Source organism: Thalassobacter sp. 16PALIMAR09, from assembly GCF_000765485.1.
GTDB classification, from domain to species: domain Bacteria; phylum Pseudomonadota; class Alphaproteobacteria; order Rhodobacterales; family Rhodobacteraceae; genus Thalassobacter; species Thalassobacter stenotrophicus.
On record NZ_JHAK01000003.1, the window covers coordinates 73,654 to 92,751 of the forward strand.

The window sequence follows — 19,098 nt, forward strand, 5'->3', positions numbered from 1 at the left end:
CGGAGTCGAATTTCTGATATGCGCTGCACTCGATATGCGTCTCAATTCGTATCTTGAGGGCTGATTCCTCTAAGTACGTTATTTTGTTTGAGTTGACGCACGTACCGAGCGCTAAGAAACGCTGTTTATGTAACACTGCAAAATATGCACCTAAGTGCCCAGAGTGTCTTTCGCTGACGGGCGTTATCAAAAGAGCGAGCAGGCATGTGGAGTGATCCCTAGTCGATATTTACGCGCGGCTCTCGCTTACGTTTACAGAAACATGATTCTCGCTACGGTACATTTCTTCGATAGCCTGATATTGCCTTTTGACGTTTGCGCCCGACTGTTTGGAATTGTTGCAAAGCACTGGTGACTTGATCTGACATTTCTCGATGGGTTTTGGCCAAGGCAGCAAGATTTTCAGATTGAGCTAGATTACCATGTGCCGGAAGGGATGTCGCAAGGCGATACATTGCCTTGCTCTCAACTATGGCTTCAGCATAGCTGCCAGCTTTAAGTAGCTCGTTAACTTCGATCTGGATGGCCTTAAGCTTCTGTAGCGTTTGATTAACGGCCTCCTCCATTAATGCCTCAGGCAATCTGCTGCCAAGCATCAAGGATCTCGCGCATCGCAAAGTGAGCTTGCTCTAGGTTGGCGGTTTCATCTTTGCGCATGTCTTTAAGGACTTGTTGCCGGCAATACTCGTAAAGTTGGAACAAGTTCGTTGCGACTGCGCCACCGGTATCAAAGTCGAGACTGCTTTGAAGGATATAGATCGCCGTCAGTGAGCGGGTCGTGTGCACCTTGTAAAGTTCCGGCTCGGCTTTGGGGGTTGCAGCTAGAATGGCGAGGCTTTTTGTTAAATATTCCAGCGTCGCCTTAATGAGTTGGTGGTTATTATCAACATCGAAGTCAGGCTTGCTCTGCTGTCGTTTGTAGATAGCGGCTGGGCTTTGCATCGTCATTTTGTGGCCTCAATTTTTTGCTCAATCACAATAGGTAACGACCAGCGGACACTCGGTTTTAGAGCGCAAAGCCGACATTAGGCATCTGATTCGCGATTGTTGAAAGCCTCACGCATAAGCGCGGCAAGAGATGGTGCATTCGTGAGTGATGCGCCGTCCGAAACGGCTGGGTCATTCATCGTCGATATAACGCTCACCCCGTTCGCACTGAGGGCACTCAGGCCTCGAATGCTGACCCCGCCAATTTGCATGTGGGTGATGATGGCCCCGAGGTCGGGCAGCGCCATATCGCGTGTAAACTTGTTGATAGCGTTAGCAGACCATGCGCCCGGAATGGTCATAATCGCTTGAACGCGAGTGCTGGGGAAATTGTCTTGCACCGCGGCCAATGCCTGCCGGATTTGTATGGGATCTGTGTGGTCGCAATCAACAATCAGGGGCAATTCTGCCCCTGAAAGCGTGTCAGCGTAGGGCGTATTCAGAAAGCTGGCGTGGCGGCGTAGCCTATCATCAGTGAACAGCCCACTTTTGCTAAGCGACAACATAGATGGGCGGCTTTGGCTGGTTTGAATCCTGTGGAACGCGATCTTGGCGGCCGTGGTTGTTTTGCCAGAGCCTGGTGGACCAAAGACAAACACAATGTCGCTTTCCAGGGGCGAAGGCGCGCTCGACGCCACCGCGAGACGCTCTGCCAACAAGTCCGAAGCACGCCGCAGCTGTCCGGTCAGATCGCCTGGGTCCGATGGGTCTATGCAAGCTGTGACAATATCAGCGGGAAACCCATTTTGTGCCAAAACATGGTTTTCTACCGTCTGGATCGGCGGATTTACCCTAACACCGCCCTGTGATCGCGGCACGTAGGGACGTAGCACCGGCTTGGTGTTTTTGTCGGTCTCTGCCTCTATCTCGCTGTCCGGAACATTTGCGTTGGGGTTAAAGGGCTTAAGAACCAGCGGCTTTTTATCCGTGCTGGGGGGTGCTGTAATCACGGGCGCGGGCTTTGTCGCGAGCACGGGCTTGATCGATTTGGGCGCGACGCGTGACGGCGGTAAAACCTTGGGCTGAACCTGTGCGGCGGCTTCAGGCGTCGGTTTCACGACAACTGCTGGCCTGGGCTGGCGAGGCGCAGGTACCACAGGTTCAGCCGCTCTGAATTCAGCTTCGGCTGGGGTGTCACCCCCAAGCTGATCTGGCGCGTCGTCGCTTTCATCAAGGAAAATATTAATAGGCGCTGGCTCAATCGGCTCCTCCCGGCGGGAGCGCGCTTGGCGCATGGCAGTCGCTAGATCGATTTGTTGCGCCCCAGCGCTCTTTACGACGGTGGTTTGCTTTCGAATGCGACGCGGGGCGGCGGTGTCTTTCATCGCGCGCACCTCGGTCGTGTCGCCCACGCGTTTGACCGACAAGATCATGGCGTCATCACCCAACTCGCGGATGGCTTTTTCCATCGCGGTGTCTGAGTCTGCTGCTCTGAAGACGTGTTCGGTCATTTGTTTCGGGCCTTGGGCTGCGAGGTTTTAGGAGGCATCGATCAGTTGGCGGGCTCGGTCTGTTCCTCACCCGAGACGCTGGCAACGACATCGACCTTTCGGCCGTCCGGCAGCTCGGTAAAGGAGAGAACTGCGAAATCAGCCACGTGCTGAAGCAAGAAATTGGCCAGCTTGCGCCGAATTTGCGGTGAAACCACAAGGAACGGCTTCTTGCCCAGTTCTGTTTGCTCCTCGTTAACTTTGACTAAGGCGAGGACGAGCCGTTCGGCCAGCCCCCCATCCAACAGCAACTGATCACCGTCCGACTGCTTGGCGGAGTTAATCAGTAAATGTTCAAAGCTGCTTTCTAGGGTGACCACAGGCAGAGGTTCATTCAGTGGTGCGCTTTGTTGGATCAGCAAACCGACGAGATGGGGGCGCAAAGTTTCGGCTGTTTCCGCAATGGACAAATTGCGTCCCGACATCTCAGACAGCAATTCGAGGATGCGGCGCAGGTCGGATATCGGAATGCGTTCTCGTAGCAGGTGCCGAAGGACAGCGGTTAACGTGTGCAGCGGCATCAGCTTGGGGATGACCGATTGCACCAGTTGCGGCACCACTCCGGATAAGTTGTCGAGCAGTTCCTGCACATCGTCCTGCCCAATCAGTTCCGAGGCGTGTTTATACAGGATCTGATTTAGGTGCGTGGCCAAGACCGTTTCCGGTTCAATGATGACATAGTCGTTAGCCTCGGCCTCGATCTCACGCTCGGGCAGAATCCATGTCGCGTCGATGCCAAAAGATGGGTCCTTGACGTCGATCCCTTTGACTTTGATCCGAGAGGTGCCGCTGGGAAGGGCCAGTTTGTGATCGGGATACACCTTGTCCTCGGCCACCACGGTTTGCCCAATTTTGATCCGGTAATCGTTTGCGCTGAGCGCCAGGTCATCACGCACGCGCACCCCGGGCAGCACAAACCCCAGCGCCTGCGAAACCTCTTTTCGGACGGTCGTGATCCGCCGAGCAAGCGGGCCGCCATCATCGGCATCAACCATCGTTAAAAGCGGATAACTGAGCAGTAGCGTCACGGCGGACAAGTCTGCCACATCGGTTACCTTCAGGGTATTGGGGTCGCTCGGCTCCTCTGGCTCAGCGGTTTCATCGGGGGCCGCATCGTCGCCGCGCAATTCCGCCTGTCGGAATGCATAGCCGGCCGCACCCGCGGCACCTGCCATACCCACAAACAGCACCGTTGGCATGCCGGGCACCAACCCGATCAGCCCCAACACACCCGCCACGGGAAACCACGCGCGGGACATGCTGATTTCACCCTTGATGTGCTGGGCCATGTCTTGGCGGGATGACACACGTGTAACGATGATCGCGGTTGCAATGGACAATAACAGCGATGGAATTTGCGCGACCAGACCATCGCCGATCGACAACAGAATATATAACTCGGACGCTTCACCCACCGATAGGTCGTGTTGCAGCATCCCGATGGCCAATCCGCCGATCACGTTCACTGCCAGGATCAAGATGCCCGCAATCGCGTCACCTTTGACGAACTTGGAGGCACCATCCATTGCGCCGTGAAAATCGGCTTCGCGTGCTACGTCTTCGCGGCGCAGGGTGGCTTCCTCGGCCGTCAGAACACCTGCGTTGAGGTCGGCATCGATGGCCATTTGCTTGCCCGGCATGGCATCTAGCGTGAACCGCGCCGATACCTCCGACACACGGCCCGCACCTTTGGTGATCACCACAAGGTTAATGATCACGAGGATCGCAAACACGAAAATCCCGACCACATAATTGCCCGCGATGACAAAGGCCCCAAAGGCCTCGATTACCTTGCCAGCGGCTTCGGTGCCTGTGTGGCCTTCGCTCAGCACGATGCGGGTTGAGGCCACATTCAGGCCCAGTCGGAGGACCGTCGCCACCAGCAGCAAACTCGGAAATGAAGAAAAGTCCAAAGGACGATACGTATGCAGCGCCACCATCAAGATCAGCAGGGACATGAGGATGTTGATGGTAAACAGAAAATCCAAGATGAACGCGGGCAGCGGCAATACCATCATCGCCACAAGCATCAGAATGCCCAAAGGCAGCACTAGACCGGTCAGCGAACGTCGAATGCCCGCGCCGTTCGTCATGGGTTCTGACAGGCTCATATATGCGTCCTTTGCGGCTGGCGTGCCGTACCCCGTGACACAGGCAAGTATCATGCCATCTTGCTCAAAAACTGGGATGTTTCGGTGGTGGACCGGGGCTGGCACGCCACGTGCATAACGCTGACCAACAAGACCATCTCAGGAGACCACCGTGCGCAAACCTATCAGACAAAGCGTTATCACCATGCTTGCGCTGACCGGAGCCCTGTTTGGGCTGAGCGGGTGCAATACCTTTAACGGCCACGCGGCGATGTTGGGCAATGTAGATCCTGCCGTCCGCGATGTGGTGGCGGTTGAGGCCGCGCTTGATGCGTCAGACGTGGCCGTGACCAAGCAAGTCGTCCCAGCGATCACGGGCGTGGGCTATGCGACGATTTCGGTTCAGCCTGCGCGCAACGCCAACCAAAAGCGGTTGATGGCGATCCGGGCGGCGCGTTTGGATGCGATGCGTGATCTGACTGAGCAAGTGCATGGGCTGCAAATGTCCTCTCGGACGACGGTTATCGACACGATCGTGCAAAATGACACCACCCGCGCATCGGTGGCCGGGACCATCCGTGGCGCGCGCACCGTGCGGATCAATCCCGTTGGCAGCGACACCTATGAGGTCGTGCTGGAACTGGACCGCGATATGATCGCGCGTATCATGAAGGCCTTGCGGTAGCCCGTGTTTAGACGGCGTTCCATGCTAATGCGCTTGCTGCTTGTGATGGGGGCGGTCTTTCTGCTCGCGACCCAGCCCGCGCTGCCTGACATGGTGCGGGTCACAGGGCGCGCATTTGTTGAGGCGGGAAAACAGGATCTAGCCCGCCGCACCGCGCTTGAGGACGCATTGTATCAGGCGGCCTTGGCGGGTGGTGCGCAGGTGGATGGTTTTTCGGTGGTGGACCAGGGTGTCCTCACGGGGGATAGTATTTTGTTGCGCCCCTCTAGTCGCATCTTGGACTTTGCCATCGTTGAGGAATACGCGGCGGGGTCTCAGTACGAAGTGGTCATCGACGCCTATGTCGGGACCCAGCCTGATTTGGGTTGCGCAGTTCGTCCAGATGTTGAGCTGATCGCTGTTCGCCCGCACATCCACGCCAGTATGCGCACACCTTTATGGATGAAGGGCGCGCTTGAGTTGGCCCATGATCAGACCTTGGATGCGCTGGGCCAGACTGCCAAGATCAAGATCACCCGTAGTAGTATTGATATCACTCCGCGCGGTCGGCAGGCTTCGGCTGTGCAGGACGATTTCGATTATCAAACGCTGTTGACCGGTCGGGCTACACGGGCGGCGGCGCCTGTTTCTCAACTGCCCAAGGATGCGCGCGGACTGCAATTACGCTGGTCGTCGGATGCGGCCCGTGTGAATGCGACCCGCGTCACGGTCACGGTTGAGGCGCGGATCCTTGATCCCGCAGCTCCGTCGCGGGCTGGGGGTCAACGCCTGCGTCACACCATTCGACTAGCACCTGATACGCCTTGGCGCGCGCTAAACGTTGTCGCCCGCAAGGACCAAGGGGCGGTCGCGGACGCGCTGGCTGAACACATTAGCACAGGGTTGATGCCCTTGCTGGCCCAACTGCCTTGCGCGCCTTTGGTTGCACAGTTGGAACCAGCGGGTGAGGGCCGCTTTCGTGTGTCTCTGGGCGCGCGCGATGGGCTGACGAAACAAAGCCTCGCGTTCGCCGAAGGCCGTGGCCAAGCTTGGACAGTGTTTCGTGTGACGGAACTGGCGCAGAGCAGCGCCATCATTTCACCTATGAATGCGGCTCGCGCTCCGGATGGCCTCGCGGGTGTTTCCGTGCGTTTTTCAGGGGGAATGCAGTGATATGAAGCTTTTTGTAGTCTGTGTTTTGACGTGCATGATGTCAGGCACCGCCACCTTCGCGCAGGAGCCGTTTATTGTGTTGCAATACGGGCCCAGCGACGGCCCAGCGAGGCAAAGCGCCGAAGGCCATACCATCCGGAAGGGTGAAACCCTCAACGGTATTTTGCGTCACTATTTTGGAGCTGATGCGCACCTAAAGGATTTGGTGCGTGAAACGGTGCAGGGCAATCCGCATGCTTTTCGTGGCGGGAATGCGGACCGGATGCTGATGGGGCAAACGCTGCGGCTTCCGTCTGGATACGGCGGCACGGGGGAGGTTGATGATATCTATTTCTTCTAATCTCATCCGCTGCGTAGTCCTGATCATCGTTGCGATGTTTATGCCCGGCCTTACTGGGCTGGCGGCCCAAGAGCGCATCGTTGATGGCCGCGAAATCCGCGAAGCAATTGGCGCGCGCCTTGCCCAAGCGGGTGAAATTGCGGCCCCCAGCCTGATGCCACAAAAGAAGTTCTTTCTTTGTGACGGACCGTTGCGCGTAGAGCCTGCGTTTGGCGGGTGGCGCAGTGTGAATGTCATCTGCCCATCGCCTGCGGAATGGCGCATTGCCGTGCGGGCACAAGTGAAGGGTGCTGCGCCGCTTGCTGCCACGCCGGCTGAAGTGTCAGCGACCCAAGCAGTTTTCTTGACCCGCCCGTTGCGACGCGGAGACCGCATTCAGGCCATGGATGTAGAGCTACGCCCAGTTGATCCGCTGTCCTCGGCCAGTGTGTTTGGCCGTCTTTCGGATGTGATTGGCCGCGCGCTTAATCAATCCATGAGCCCCCATATGCCCGTCATGGCCCGTCACCTTGCACGGGAGTGGAGCGTTGAGGAAGAAGACCCCCTAGAGCTGGTCGTCGTGCGGGGCGGTATCGAAATCCTATCGAGCGGGATTGCATTGGATGCGGGCCAATTGGGCGATACCATCCGAGTTGCAAACACCGGTAGTGGAACGCCCTTGCTTGGGCGGATCGTCGGTGAAAAAAAAGTTGAAGTAATTGCTAAAGGTCGCAACTCGGGGGCCGTTACCTCCATTAGCAGGAGATAGAACATGGTTGATGTTACACAAAATCTGACGGGTACCGTTACCTCGGTCAAAGTGCCTGACGCGACTGCTGCGCCTAAAGTGAGCGTTTCACAGGGTGATGCGTCTCAGGTTGCGAACTTGGGCACGGGCGCGCCGGTTAATCCGGTGCCGTCTGCTGGAAAGGCATCCGTTGAGGTAAACTCAGCGGCGGCTGACGTGCTTGCGTCTATGCAAAACCAGCCGGCACCGATTGATATTGATGCGGTCACACGGATCCGGGAAGCCATCAGCGCGAATGAATATCCGCTGAATTATTCCAAGATCGCGGATGGCCTTGCAGAAGCGTTTGAGTCGCTGACCTGACGATGAACGAGGCTGCTGAAACTGCCCTAAGTGAGCTGGAGCAGTTGTTGACGCAGTTAAACACGTCTCGACGTGAACCCGATAGGTTTGCGCAGATTTCAGAAGCAGTCTTAGCAAAGCTAGAACATGCGACTGGTTTGGTGGACCCCGACCACCCGGAACTGACAAAGTTGAATAGGCTTTTGGTCAGTGAATTTTTATTTGCGGCCAGATCGGCTGAGCTACGCTCGCCTTTGTCCGTGGCCAATTTGTCAAAATATGACCAACCCAAAACCACATCGTCAAAATACTGACATGACGCAGGCTTTGTTCGCCTATTAGGAATCCGCAGGCGGAGCCGCAAATCGTTCCGCCAATTTTTCTTCGACAAACATATCGCGTGCCGCGTCTTGGACCTTTGCTATTGTTTTGATCTCTAGCTCGCCTGCGATATCATCGCGTTCAGCCGTAGCGTCTGGCAGCCCAAGGGCTGAGCCGAGCAGGGTCCATAGATATGCTTCTTCTAGGTCAGGCTTTTGCAACACCTCCCGCGTTAGCTGCACATACGGCATCACTGCGTCGCGGTCGCCGCGGGCAAGGCGGTCTTGCATCCGCTCTTGGATACGGCCCTCAATCTCACGCAGGGCTGCGGGCTGCACTATGTCAATCAAGTCAGCGCTTAGGGTTGAGGCGCGCGCCACGCCGCCCAGTTGCGCAAGCAGCGCCCATTCGAGTGCTTGGGCAAAATGCTGGGGGCGCCCTTTTCCGGACTTTAGCAACACGGCAAAGTTGAATTGCGCGTCATGATCCCCGGCTTGTGCGAGAACTTCAAACAAATCTGCGGCCTGTGCAAAATCCTGCGCCTTGGCGGCCTGAACTGCGGCCTGGAACGGGTCAGGTGTTTCTTCAGCATCTAGCGAAAGCGGGTGCAAAGCCAATGTGCAGGCAGTCAGCACGCTCAGCACGCAGCGCCGTATGGGGATAATCTTCATGGGGTCACGCCTCCCGAAATCAATTGGAGCAAAGCCTAAAAGCAAAGCGTTCGCGCGACAATTGCCTTTGTTTACAAAGTTTTTTGCCCTGGCGCTAAAATGCGGCGCCGCGGGCCGTTACCTTATGAGGCTAGAGGGCGGTACCAATTTGCTCGCTGGTCTCAGAGGCGGTGTGACCCAATGCAGCGCCGCTCTTAATTTTGAAACAGGAGAAGTGTGATGGTACTCGCAATTGCAACGAATTCTAGCGCCTTGATGGCCAGCGCTGCCGCCTCGAGCGTGAATAAAGACATGGAAACCTCCATGGAGCGTCTCGCAACCGGCAAGCGCATTAACTCTGCTGCCGATGACGCCGCTGGTGTCGCGATTGCCTCACGCATGACATCCGAGATCAACGGTTTGAACCAAGCTATCCGCAACGCAAGCGATGGTCAGTCGATGGCTGCCACGGCCGAAGGCGCGATGGTTGAAATCTCTGATATGCTGCAGCGTATGCGCGAACTGGCCGTTCAATCGTCGAACGACACGCTCAACACGAACGACCGTCAGAACCTGAACGACGAAGTGACCCAGCTGAAGGCGGAAATTGACCGCATCGCGACCACGACGCGTTTCAACGACGTTAACATGCTGGACGGCACCGCTGACATCACCCTGCAAATCGGTGCCAAAGCCGGTGAGAGCCTGAACTTCAAAGTTGGCAACCTCGGCACCACAGCACTGGGTACGTCCCTGACGGCTTTGACCTCAAGCGCGGCCACCTCGAATTCTGCTGAGGGCGTTGCTGCCACGAAATCCGTCTCGCAGATGGCGTTCAACGGCAATGACACCTACGGCTTTACGCTGACTGTTGGTGAGGGCGACGGCTCAACAACCGAAGCGCTGACCATCGCCAACGCGTCGGTAACTGGCAATTCGGCCTCTGACGTTGCAAGCAAAATCAACACAGCGATTTCTGCGGCTGTGACAGCAGGGACCTTGGCCGCTGACACAGTTTCGGCAACAGCCAACGGCAACGTTGTGACCATCGAAAACAAACTCGGTGACAGCATCGCAGTGTCCAGCTTCTCTTCCGCAGGCAACGGTACGGCTTCCTACGCGTCCATCTCTGGCGCTGGCGAAAGCAAGCTGCTGACAGATACAGGTGCGACGACAGCCATCACAAACAACGGTGGCGGCGCGGCATCCACTGCCAGCTCGACCCTCGCGCTGCAGGCTGGCAAAGACTACAGCTTCAACGTGAACGGTACGGATATCACGGTTTCCAATCTCGGGACCGATACGACCGAAGCCGATCTGCTTGCCACTTTGAAGCTTGCGATTGGTGATGGCGCTGCTGGCTCGACGGTCACAGGGCAAAACTTCTCGCTGCAAGATACATCCGGCAAAGAGATCGAAATCAAGAATTTTGTGGCGGCATCCTCGCCGGTTGGTTCCGCGGGTTCGATGGTGATGACTGTTCGCGTCGATGCCAATAGTGACACGCCAAGTAACACCTTTGCAGTAGGTGGCTCTGACGCCTCTAGCATTGGTGCCAGCGATATTGTTCAGCTTTCTTTCACTGAAGCAGAAGCTAACTACGGGTTTGAACTTGATGGTCAGGCGTTCACGGTTGCAACTGCATCCGCAGGCGTATCGTTGCAGGAAGCTCTTGCGACAACGCGTGATGCAATTAACGCCAATACCAGCCTGACAGACGTTGAAGCACGTTTGGTTGACGGCAAGCTGGAGATTGAAAACGCTGCTTCGGCCGCTATCGATCTCGACACCTTCACATCCACTGGCAAACCCGCCGTCGTTGCTGGCACTGCAACCTTTGCAAACGTTAACCTAACGTCGCAAGGCAGCGCTTCGACCACCAACGGTACAGAAGCAACGCCATCCGAGATGACCATGAGCTTCTCCGAGGACGATACTTATTCGTTCAAGATCGGCGGCACACAGGTCACTGCAGAAGTGTCCGGTGGCAACCTTGACGGAATGGTCTCGGCAATCAATTCGCAGTCGGCGACAACAGGCGTAACAGCGGCTCTATCGAACGGCGATGTCTTGCTGTCGAATGCTGCTGGCAGCGCCATCACCATCACCGATTTTGCTTCGACAGGAACGGGCATCGTTAACGCAGCCAATGCAGCGGGCCAGGGTTCGTCTGCAACGCTGACTGATGCGGCTGCCGTTACGGGTGCGTCGACAGCTGCCGCTGGCACCGCGACCGCGACGACAATGGCACTGAGCATGGATGCGACTGATGATGTCACATTCCAAGTGTCTGACGGCCAGACAACGGCAACCGTACGTTTGACCAGCTTTGACACGACCGACAACTCGGCAATGCTGGCTGAAATCACATCTGCTTTGTCTAACGCGGGTTCGAACATTACGGCGGCTGCCACGAACGGGACGTCACCGATCGTACTGACTAATGCGACAGGCGGTGAGATTGATTTGACCAACTTCACCTCTGACGGTGCTGGCGTCATGACAGCGTCGCCCGGTGCGCAGCAAGGTGTCGGCAAAATGCTGGACGATACCGGTGTATCGGCTTCCCAAAATGCGGTGTCGGCGATCGACATCTCTACGGATGCCGGCAGCCAGGACGCAATCTCTACCATCGATCGCGCGCTGGAATCGCTGGGTGGGGAACGTGCCAATTTGGGTGCAGTTGTTAACCGCCTCGATCACACTGTTAACAACCTGACCAACATCGTCGTCAACACTGAGGCCTCCAGAGGTCGTATTGAGGACGCTGATTTCGCAACAGAAAGCACAGCACTGTCCAAGGCACAAATTCTGCAACAGGCATCCACAGCGATGCTGGCGCAGGCGAATGCTTCTAAACAAGGTGTGTTGAGCCTCCTGCAAGGTTAATCGACTCTCAAAAGTTAAAGGCAGGCTCGGGTTTTCCCGGGCCTGTTTTCTTTTGGGCGGTCACTTTTCTTGACCGTTAATTTTGGTATACCAAGTGGCAACAGTCGGGGAGCGATGACATGACAACTGCCTTTGGTAAACCTGTGGCGGGTGATGACGCTCTCGCTATGCGCCGGGTCACGACGATCGGGGAATGTATGGTAGAATTGGCGCCCGAGCAGCAGGCGGGCTTGTTCCAGCAGGGCTTTGCCGGGGATACGTTCAACACGCTTTGGTACCTCAAATCGTTAAGACCAGACTGGACCGCCCGCTATTTCACGCGTGTCGGGGATGATGCGATTTCGGCCCAGATGCTGGAAATGATGGTTAATGCCGGGATTGATGTTGACCACATCGCAAGGGATCCGCTGCGGTCTGTTGGGCTATACCTCATTTCACTTAACCAAGGTGAACGGAGTTTTACCTATTGGCGCAACCAGTCCGCTGCGCGACAGTTGGGTGCGGACCGCGCTGCACTGGAGCGCGCGGTTGAAGGCATGGACCTGATTTACCTGTCTGGTATCACGTTAGGCATCTTGGACGACGCGGGCCGCGCCACATTGTTGGACGTGCTGCGGCAGGCACGCGCTGCGGGGGCGACCGTTGCGTTTGATAGCAACCTAAGGGTGCGTTTGTGGCCGTCGGTGGATGCGATGTGTGCTGCAATTATGCAGGCAGCAGCCGTCAGTGATATCGTTTTGCCCTCCTACGATGATGAGGCGGATTTCTTCGGTGACGCCGATCCGCAGGCGACCATCGACCGCTACCTAAGGGCGGGGGCCGGGTCGGTTATCGTCAAGAATGGCGCGGGTTCGGTGCACTACAATCACTTTGGTGCGACGGGTGTTGTGATCCCCAAAGTGCAATCCGAAATCGTTGATACAACCAGCGCGGGCGACAGCTTTAACGCAGGCTTTTTCGCTGAGTTGGGGCGTTCAGGCGACGTTGAGGCCGCGATCCGATTGGCCTGCGAAGTCGCGCATCAAGTTATTGCGCGGCGCGGTGCGCTTGTCCCATTGGATTTGGGCAAGCTAAGCCTTGGTGCATCCGTGTAAGGCGGATCCCGTTACTTGTGAACGAAACCTAAGGCAAAAGCGATGCTCGTGCGGTTGACACTTGGCATAGTCAGGCCCAACATCAGAAATGGTATACCATTTGCCAAGACTGCGTATGAAGGGTGAAGCATGACACATACATTGGCGATTGGGCCATATAACGACGATGAAAAACAGGGTCTAACGCGGGAACTTTCGCCGATTTACCTTGATGGGCCAGCTGGTGTGGCGGATCTAGATGCAGCGCGGCGTGACGCGATTAAGGCCGTTGCTTACAAGGGTCACCATGCCTTTGGCGCGACTGAGATGGACCTTTTGCCAAACGTTGGCGTGGTCGCGAACTATGGCGTTGGCTACGATGCGATCGATGTCAAAGAGGCCTCTGTGCGGGGGATCAAGGTATCCAACACACCCGGCGTTTTGAACGATGATGTGGCTGACCTCGCGGTCGCGATGTTGATCATGCAGGGCCGTGAGATGGAGCATGCAAGCGCATGGGCGCGCTCTGGAAAATGGGCTGAGCAGGGCGAATATCGGCTGAATCGCAAGGTCAGCGGTGGGCGTGTGGGTATCGTTGGTCTGGGTCGGATTGGTCGCGAAATTGCCGATCGCTTGGCCGCGTTCAAGATGGATATTCACTACTGGTCCCGCTCCGAAAAGGACACGCCCGATTGGACGCATCACTCTGATCCGGTCTCTTTGGCCAATGCTGTTGATTATTTGATCGTCGCGTTGGTTGGCGGTTCGGATACGGAACAGTTCGTCTCAAAAGAGGTGATCGCGGCACTTGGATCGCGGGGCGTGTTGGTTAACATCTCGCGCGGATCAACCGTGGATGAGGGCGCCTTGCTTGACGCTCTTGAAAGCGGTGCAATCGCTGGCGCGGCGCTGGACGTTTTTCTTAACGAGCCCAAAATCGATCCCCGGTTTTACGCATTGGACAACGTTGTGATCCAGCCGCATCAAGGGTCCGGTACAGTTGAGACACGCGCCGCGATGGCCAAACTACAGCGTGACAATGTGCTCGCGTTCTTGGGCGCTAAGGATTTGCTCACACCTGTAAACTAGTCAGGCCCCGGGCCTTCCCGCCTGAGCGATGTATGTTCGCCCAGGCGGAGTTCATCTGTGCTAGAATGTGACGAGGACGCCGGCGTTTTACGCGCTCGGCTTATCGTCTTCTAGATAGTAGCGGATATTGTCTTCGAAGCTGTCGTCAGCCGTTAAGCCTAATTTAATGGACTTTTCAGGCGCCTGATCAAACCTCCAGCCCTTGACGATGTACTGGATGGCCGCGTCCGCTTCCCAACGGATAAGCTTGGCCGGTTCTGGACCCACCACTGCGGTCATCGCATCAATCAATTGGCGTACAGACCAGATTTTGCCCGGCATCATCATGTTGCGGTTTTGGCCAAGGTCTTCTTCCGCCAGTTCGGCACCTTTGATCAGGTTTTCTACGCATTTACGCGGGCTGAGGTAATAGTGAAGGAAGTCTTCCTCAACCGGGCATACGGCCTCTTGGCCATTAAGCGGCTCGCGCAGGATGGATGACATAAATGACGACGCAGCACGGTTTGGCTTGCCCGGCCGAACCGAAATGGTCGGAAGCCGGAAGCCGCGACCATCGATGAAACCTTTGCGGCTATAGTCGGTTAACAAAAGTTCGCCGATAGCCTTTTGTGTGCCATACGAACTTTGCGGATTGAGAAGGGTGTGATCCACGATGGGGTCGGGCACTTCTCCGCCAAAAACAGCCAGCGAAGATGTGAAGACAACGACCGGTTTCGTGCCCAGTGCGCGGGTGCGCTCTAGCACATTGATCGTGCCGGTCATGTTGATTTTGTAACCTAAATCAAAGTCTTCTTCGGCATGAGACGATACAATTGCTGCCAGCACATAGATCACGTCCGTATCGGCATCGATACAGGCTGTGACAGAGGCTGGATTGGCGATATCGCACGTTGTTGTTTCAACTGGAAAGGGCGCCCTGACAGGCGCCGGAGGGACGATATCAGCTAGGACGATCTTGGTTAATTCCTTGCCGCGTAATTCGCCGCGTAAAGCAAGGCTTTGAGCCAATTTCTGGCCAATGACGCCACCGCCGCCGAGGATTAAGACTTTCATGGGGCTCTCCGTTAATTTTGGTTTACAGCAAGGCGCGTGATGCGAGGTTCCGCATCAGCGCAGCGGTGCCGAATGTCCATTCCGGACATTCTGTGGACAGGCGCACGGTGTTGCGCAGCGTACCTAGGTTTGGCTCGGTAATCTCAACGATATCGCCAACATGATGGGTGAACCCCTGGCCCGGCGCATCTCGATCTTTGGTCGGCGCAAACATGGTCCCGCAAAACAGGACGAAACCGTCAGGATATTGATGGTGTCGCCCAATAGTTTGCGCCGCAAGGTCGGTGGGGTCGCGGCTAATCTGCGTCATCGACGACTGCCCATCGAGAGTGAAGCCATCTTCGCCGGTGACCTTCATGGCTAATTCAGCGCGACGTACATCGTTAATGGTAAAGGCGTCGTCGAAGAACCGGATAAAGGGGCCAAGAGCACAGGAGGCATTGTTATCCTTAGCCTTTCCCAACAGTAGGGCAGAGCGTCCCTCAACATCACGAAGATTAACGTCATTGCCAAGGGTCGCACCGATAATCGCGCCTTTCGATGTTACGCAGAGCACGATTTCGGGTTCAGGATTGTTCCATTTGCTGATGGGATGCAGACCTACATCAGCGCCGTAACCAACAGCTGACATTGGTTGGGATTTGGTGAACACCTCTGCAAAGGGGCCGATCCCGACTTCGAGATATTGTGACCACAAACCCTCGGCTTGAAGGACTTCCTTAATCTTTTCAGCGGCCTCAGATCCAGGTTTTACGCCCGAAAGACTATCACCGATGATTTTGCTGACACGTGCCCGAATGGCGTTTGCCCGCTCTGGATCACCATCGGCTTGTTCCTCGATCACGCGTTCTACCATACTGTCGGCAAAGGTCACGCCACAGGCTTTGATCGCCTGCAAATCGACGGGGGCAAGCAGCTGGCCCGTCAATTCACTCAAGCTACCAATGTCTTCCCCATCCGCGTTATGAATTAACGCCACCGGATCGTCTGCCTCACATAAATCGCGCATCGTCGGGATCGTTTTTGAGGTGATATCAATCACCCGCTCCCCTCGGATTGCAACAACGCAGGGCCCCACATCAGGGCGCCAGATGCGTCCGGCAAGAGCCGCATTCGGAACTGGATTGGACAGTGGCAGCATGATCTATTTCTCGTTTGTCGGCGGTAACATTTTGCCTGGGTTGAGGATATTTTTAGGGTCTAACGCGGCCTTTATCGCACGCATCGGGGTCAGGGCGTCGCCATGCTCCGCCTGCATGTAGCGCTGTTTTCCAAGGCCGATACCGTGCTCACCCGATACGGTCCCACCCAATCGTAAGGCCGTTTTGCACAGGTCCCCGGTGAACTGTTCGGCGCGCTTCATTTCAGCCGGATCATTGGGATCGACCGAAAGGCCTGCGTGGAAATTGCCATCCCCCACATGGCCCACGACCGTCGCAGTTAACCCTAACTTTTCGGCATCTCGCTGGGCTTGACCAACCGCTTCCGCCAGTTTTGAGATTGGAACACAGACATCTGTTGGCCAAATATTTTTGCCGTTGCCCAACGCGGCAGAAGCGTAGTGCGCGTCGTGGCGCATTGCCCAAAGGGCGGTTCGATCCTCGGTGGTGTCGGCGGTTTTCCAGCCAGAGGCGCCGTATTCGTGTGCGATTTCGGAGAAAGCTGTGCGTTGATCTTCGACAGCTGCGGGGGACCCATGAAATTCTAGGAAAAGATGTGGCACTTCGGGCAAGCCCGCATCGGAGTATTTGTTAAAACCCCGCACCATCATGTGGTCCAGAAGTTCGATCCGGGCCATGGGAATGCCGCATTGAATTGTCGCGATCACGCAGTTAACCGCATCGTCCACTGTTTCAAATCGGCAGGTGGCGGCAGTGGTCGCCTCCGGTAATCCGTGTAACTTTAGCGTTAATTCAGTGATGATACCAAGGGTGCCTTCGGAGCCAATCAGCAAGTGCGTCAGGTCATAGCCATTTGAGGCTTTGCGCGCGGCCGAGCCCGTGCGGATCACGGTGCCATCGGCCAACACGGCCTCAAGCGCGAGAATGTTTTCACGCATCGTCCCGTAGCGCACGGCGGTCGTGCCGCTGGCCCGGGTTGCGGCCATGCCGCCCATGCTCGCGTCTGCGCCAGGATCTACTGGGAAAAACAGGCCAGTGTTGCGGATATACTGGTTTAACCCTTTCCGCGTGACACCGGCTTGAACCACGCAGTTTAAATCCTCGGGGCTAACCTCAAGCACTTGGTTCATATCACGAAAATCGAGGCTAATGCCGCCTGCGGTTGCGAGGTGTTGGCCCTCAAGCGACGATGCTGCGCCGACCGGGGTGATGGGGCAGCTATGATCCGCGCAGGTTTTGACGATCGTGCAAACGTCCTCCGTTGAGGCCGGATAGGCCACGGCATCGGGAGGCGTGTTTGGGAAATAAGTCTCGTTCTGACCATGCAAAGTTAGGTCCGCCTGCGACGTGCTGATCTTATCGCCAAGTTGCGCTGTAAGCGTGTCTATTGCGGATTTGATGCTCATGTTGTGGCGGTCCATGTGGCTAGGGCGACAACAGCCAGCATTGCTAGGGCCATGCCGCCATTAATCGCACGTTGGGTGCGTTGATTAAGGTTCAGCTCGTGCAAAGCCGTGCCAGCCCAAAGCCAAGCCAGATGAATTGGAATCCAAATTGCGTTCATAATCAGTACTTTGGTCAATAGCTCAAAGGGCAGATTATCGGGCGCAAAGCTGAACCCAGAAATAAGAGACGTGTTAACCACGTAGGCCTTTGGGTTAATCGCTTGTAAGGCGAGGCCGCCGCCAATGCCGGGTGGGGTCTTGGCCGCAATAAACGCAATCTTGGATCCAGCGAATGCGATCCGCGCAGCGAGATAGAGTAAATATGCAATTGAGGCCGTCATCAAAAGCGTGCGCAGCCAGGGAACTGACAACACGATTGCGGCCATCCCCGTTACGACGGCTAAAAGAACAAGGTTGGTGCCGATGAACAGGCCCAGCACATACCTTAACGACGGCCGAAATCCGTACGCCGCGCCAAAGCCCGCAGTGGTTAACACCCCTGGGCCGGGCGTTATGATTAGCAAAATAACAGCAAGTGTGAACGTACCCATCAGGAAAAATCCAACTGCACTTTCATAGCCTTGGTCCGATCATTTGCGGTCTCAAATGCATCTTGAAATTGCGCCAAAGAAAAGCTGTGGGTGACGAGCGGGGCGACATTGATCAGGCCCTTTTGCATAAATGCGACGGCCTGTGCGAACTCTGAATGAAAACGAAATGAGCCTTTGATCGAGAGCTCCTTGGCCGTGATTTGCATCATGGGGAGTGTCATGTCACCCGAGAGGCCGAGCTGGACTAGGGTCGCGCGTGGCCGTAGCGCGCCGATCATTGCGCGCAGCGCGGGCTCCGCCCCCGAGCATTCGATCCCGACGTCGAGCGAGCCTTTCCCTATGGTGTACGGGGTTAACGCATCCGGCATTAATAGGGTGTTTATGGTTATATCTGCACCGGCGTTTTTTGCACGCTCAAGCGCAGTATCGGTTATATCAGTTGCAATGATTTCTGCCGCGCCTGCACGCCGCGCAGCTAGAATGATGAGGATACCGATTGGGCCACACCCGGTCACTAGAACGCGTTTTCCCAACATGGTTCCCGCTTGTTTTATCGCATGCAAACAAACTGCTAAGGGTTCAGCCATTGCGGCTTCCGCAGGGCTTAGTCCATCTGCTTTGACGCATTGCGAAGCGTCCGAAATCAGACTTTCCCGAAAGGCGCCTTGGATATGAGGATATGGCATCGCCGAGACGTAAAACCGCATATTTAGACACTGATTTGGCAGGCCGCGCAGGCATTCATCACACCCTGCACAGGGGCGTGAAGGGGAGACTGCGACCAGATCACCGATCTTTAGTCCACTGACGTTAATACCCACTTCAGAAATATGACCGGACACTTCATGCCCAAGGATCATAGGTTCACGAAGCTTAACGCTGCCGAAACCTCCATGATTAAAGTAGTGCATGTCGCTGCCGCAGATGCCGCCACGAGCCATTTTGATGCGAACTTGGTCGTGACCCAAGGCCTCATCAGGCGCCTCGCTCAGGCGTAAATCCTTGGGCCCATGCGCATAGAGTGCTTGCATCAGATGACCCTCCCCAGCCTCTGAAAACGCGGCTTGCGTTGCGCCGCAAATGGTATACCATT

General features: G+C 56.1%; 18 protein-coding genes. 8 read left to right on the forward strand and 10 right to left on the reverse strand.

Annotated elements, in window-relative coordinates; all coding sequences use genetic code 11:
* Positions 1-272 precede the first annotated feature (272 nt).
* From PM04_RS07740 to flhA, 4 genes are all read right to left on the reverse strand, one after another.
* Positions 273-596, reverse strand: coding sequence for a hypothetical protein (locus PM04_RS07740; protein ID WP_152600845.1), 324 nt, complete (start codon positions 594-596; stop codon positions 273-275).
* Positions 574-948: a flagellar protein FliS gene (locus tag PM04_RS07745; RefSeq protein WP_038005485.1), complete on the reverse strand. Its 375-nt coding sequence runs from the start codon at positions 946-948 to the stop codon at positions 574-576. The genes PM04_RS07740 and PM04_RS07745 overlap by 23 nt, the downstream gene beginning before the upstream one ends.
* 77 nt (positions 949-1,025) lie before the next feature.
* On the reverse strand, positions 1,026-2,438 hold the full coding sequence (locus tag PM04_RS07750) for an ATP-binding protein (protein WP_038005487.1): 1,413 nt from the start codon (positions 2,436-2,438) through the stop codon (positions 1,026-1,028).
* 41 nt (positions 2,439-2,479) lie between these two features.
* On the reverse strand, positions 2,480-4,588 hold the full coding sequence (gene flhA / locus PM04_RS07755) for a flagellar biosynthesis protein FlhA (RefSeq protein ID WP_038005490.1): 2,109 nt from the start codon (positions 4,586-4,588) through the stop codon (positions 2,480-2,482).
* Positions 4,589-4,739: 151 nt separating this feature from the next.
* On the opposite strand from flhA, the gene PM04_RS07760 reads away from it, so the two are divergent.
* The 5 genes from PM04_RS07760 to PM04_RS07780 are packed head-to-tail and all read left to right on the forward strand — an operon-like array spanning position 4,740 to position 7,834.
* Positions 4,740-5,252 carry an LPP20 family lipoprotein gene (locus tag PM04_RS07760; RefSeq protein WP_038005492.1) on the forward strand — a complete coding sequence of 171 codons (513 nt, stop codon included), beginning with the start codon at positions 4,740-4,742 and terminating at the stop codon, positions 5,250-5,252.
* 21 nt (positions 5,253-5,273) lie between these two features.
* A complete protein-coding gene (locus tag PM04_RS07765) occupies positions 5,274-6,404 on the forward strand; it encodes a flagellar assembly protein T N-terminal domain-containing protein (protein ID WP_038005495.1) in 1,131 nt (376 codons plus the stop codon).
* Between the two features lies 1 nt (position 6,405).
* Positions 6,406-6,744, forward strand: coding sequence for a FimV family protein (locus PM04_RS07770; RefSeq protein ID WP_038005497.1), 339 nt, complete (start codon positions 6,406-6,408; stop codon positions 6,742-6,744).
* Complete coding sequence (gene flgA / locus PM04_RS07775) at positions 6,725-7,492, forward strand: flagellar basal body P-ring formation chaperone FlgA (RefSeq protein WP_052068362.1); 768 nt, start codon at positions 6,725-6,727, stop codon at positions 7,490-7,492. The genes PM04_RS07770 and flgA overlap by 20 nt, the downstream gene beginning before the upstream one ends.
* Before the next feature lie 3 nt (positions 7,493-7,495).
* Positions 7,496-7,834, forward strand: a complete 339-nt coding sequence (locus PM04_RS07780) for a flagellar biosynthesis anti-sigma factor FlgM (protein WP_038005499.1) — start codon at positions 7,496-7,498, stop codon at positions 7,832-7,834.
* Between the two features lie 317 nt (positions 7,835-8,151).
* On the opposite strand, the gene PM04_RS07790 is transcribed toward PM04_RS07780, so the two are convergent.
* Positions 8,152-8,805: a hypothetical protein gene (locus tag PM04_RS07790; protein WP_234702848.1), complete on the reverse strand. Its 654-nt coding sequence runs from the start codon at positions 8,803-8,805 to the stop codon at positions 8,152-8,154.
* 219 nt (positions 8,806-9,024) lie between these two features.
* Here PM04_RS07790 and PM04_RS07800 point away from each other — a divergent pair, with 219 nt between their 5' ends.
* The 3 genes from PM04_RS07800 to PM04_RS07810 all read left to right on the forward strand — a co-directional run bounded on the left by PM04_RS07800 (position 9,025) and on the right by PM04_RS07810 (position 13,835).
* Complete coding sequence (locus tag PM04_RS07800) at positions 9,025-11,673, forward strand: flagellin (RefSeq protein WP_038005509.1); 2,649 nt, start codon at positions 9,025-9,027, stop codon at positions 11,671-11,673.
* A gap of 119 nt (positions 11,674-11,792) precedes the next feature.
* A complete protein-coding gene (locus PM04_RS07805; RefSeq protein ID WP_234702847.1) occupies positions 11,793-12,767 on the forward strand; it encodes a sugar kinase in 975 nt (324 codons plus the stop codon).
* Between the two features lie 129 nt (positions 12,768-12,896).
* Positions 12,897-13,835 carry a 2-hydroxyacid dehydrogenase gene (locus PM04_RS07810; protein ID WP_038005511.1) on the forward strand — a complete coding sequence of 313 codons (939 nt, stop codon included), beginning with the start codon at positions 12,897-12,899 and terminating at the stop codon, positions 13,833-13,835.
* Between the two features lie 87 nt (positions 13,836-13,922).
* Here the strand turns inward: PM04_RS07810 and denD are convergent, their stop codons facing one another.
* From denD to PM04_RS07835, 5 genes are read right to left on the reverse strand one after another with little or no spacing between them, the layout of a single operon-like run.
* Positions 13,923-14,888 carry a D-erythronate dehydrogenase gene (denD, locus tag PM04_RS07815; protein WP_038005517.1) on the reverse strand — a complete coding sequence of 322 codons (966 nt, stop codon included), beginning with the start codon at positions 14,886-14,888 and terminating at the stop codon, positions 13,923-13,925.
* A 22-nt stretch (positions 14,889-14,910) separates the two neighbouring features.
* Complete coding sequence (locus PM04_RS07820; protein ID WP_038005519.1) at positions 14,911-16,029, reverse strand: fumarylacetoacetate hydrolase family protein; 1,119 nt, start codon at positions 16,027-16,029, stop codon at positions 14,911-14,913.
* 3 nt (positions 16,030-16,032) lie between these two features.
* Positions 16,033-17,415 carry an FAD-binding oxidoreductase gene (locus PM04_RS07825; protein ID WP_052068361.1) on the reverse strand — a complete coding sequence of 461 codons (1,383 nt, stop codon included), beginning with the start codon at positions 17,413-17,415 and terminating at the stop codon, positions 16,033-16,035.
* A complete protein-coding gene (locus PM04_RS07830) occupies positions 17,412-18,005 on the reverse strand; it encodes a LysE family translocator (protein WP_038005521.1) in 594 nt (197 codons plus the stop codon). Before PM04_RS07830 ends, PM04_RS07825 begins: the two co-directional genes overlap by 4 nt.
* Positions 18,005-19,036 (reverse strand): L-idonate 5-dehydrogenase, encoded by a 1,032-nt coding sequence (locus PM04_RS07835; protein WP_038005524.1) that lies wholly within the window; start codon positions 19,034-19,036, stop codon positions 18,005-18,007. The genes PM04_RS07830 and PM04_RS07835 overlap by 1 nt, the downstream gene beginning before the upstream one ends.
* Between the last annotated feature and the right edge of the window lie 62 nt (positions 19,037-19,098).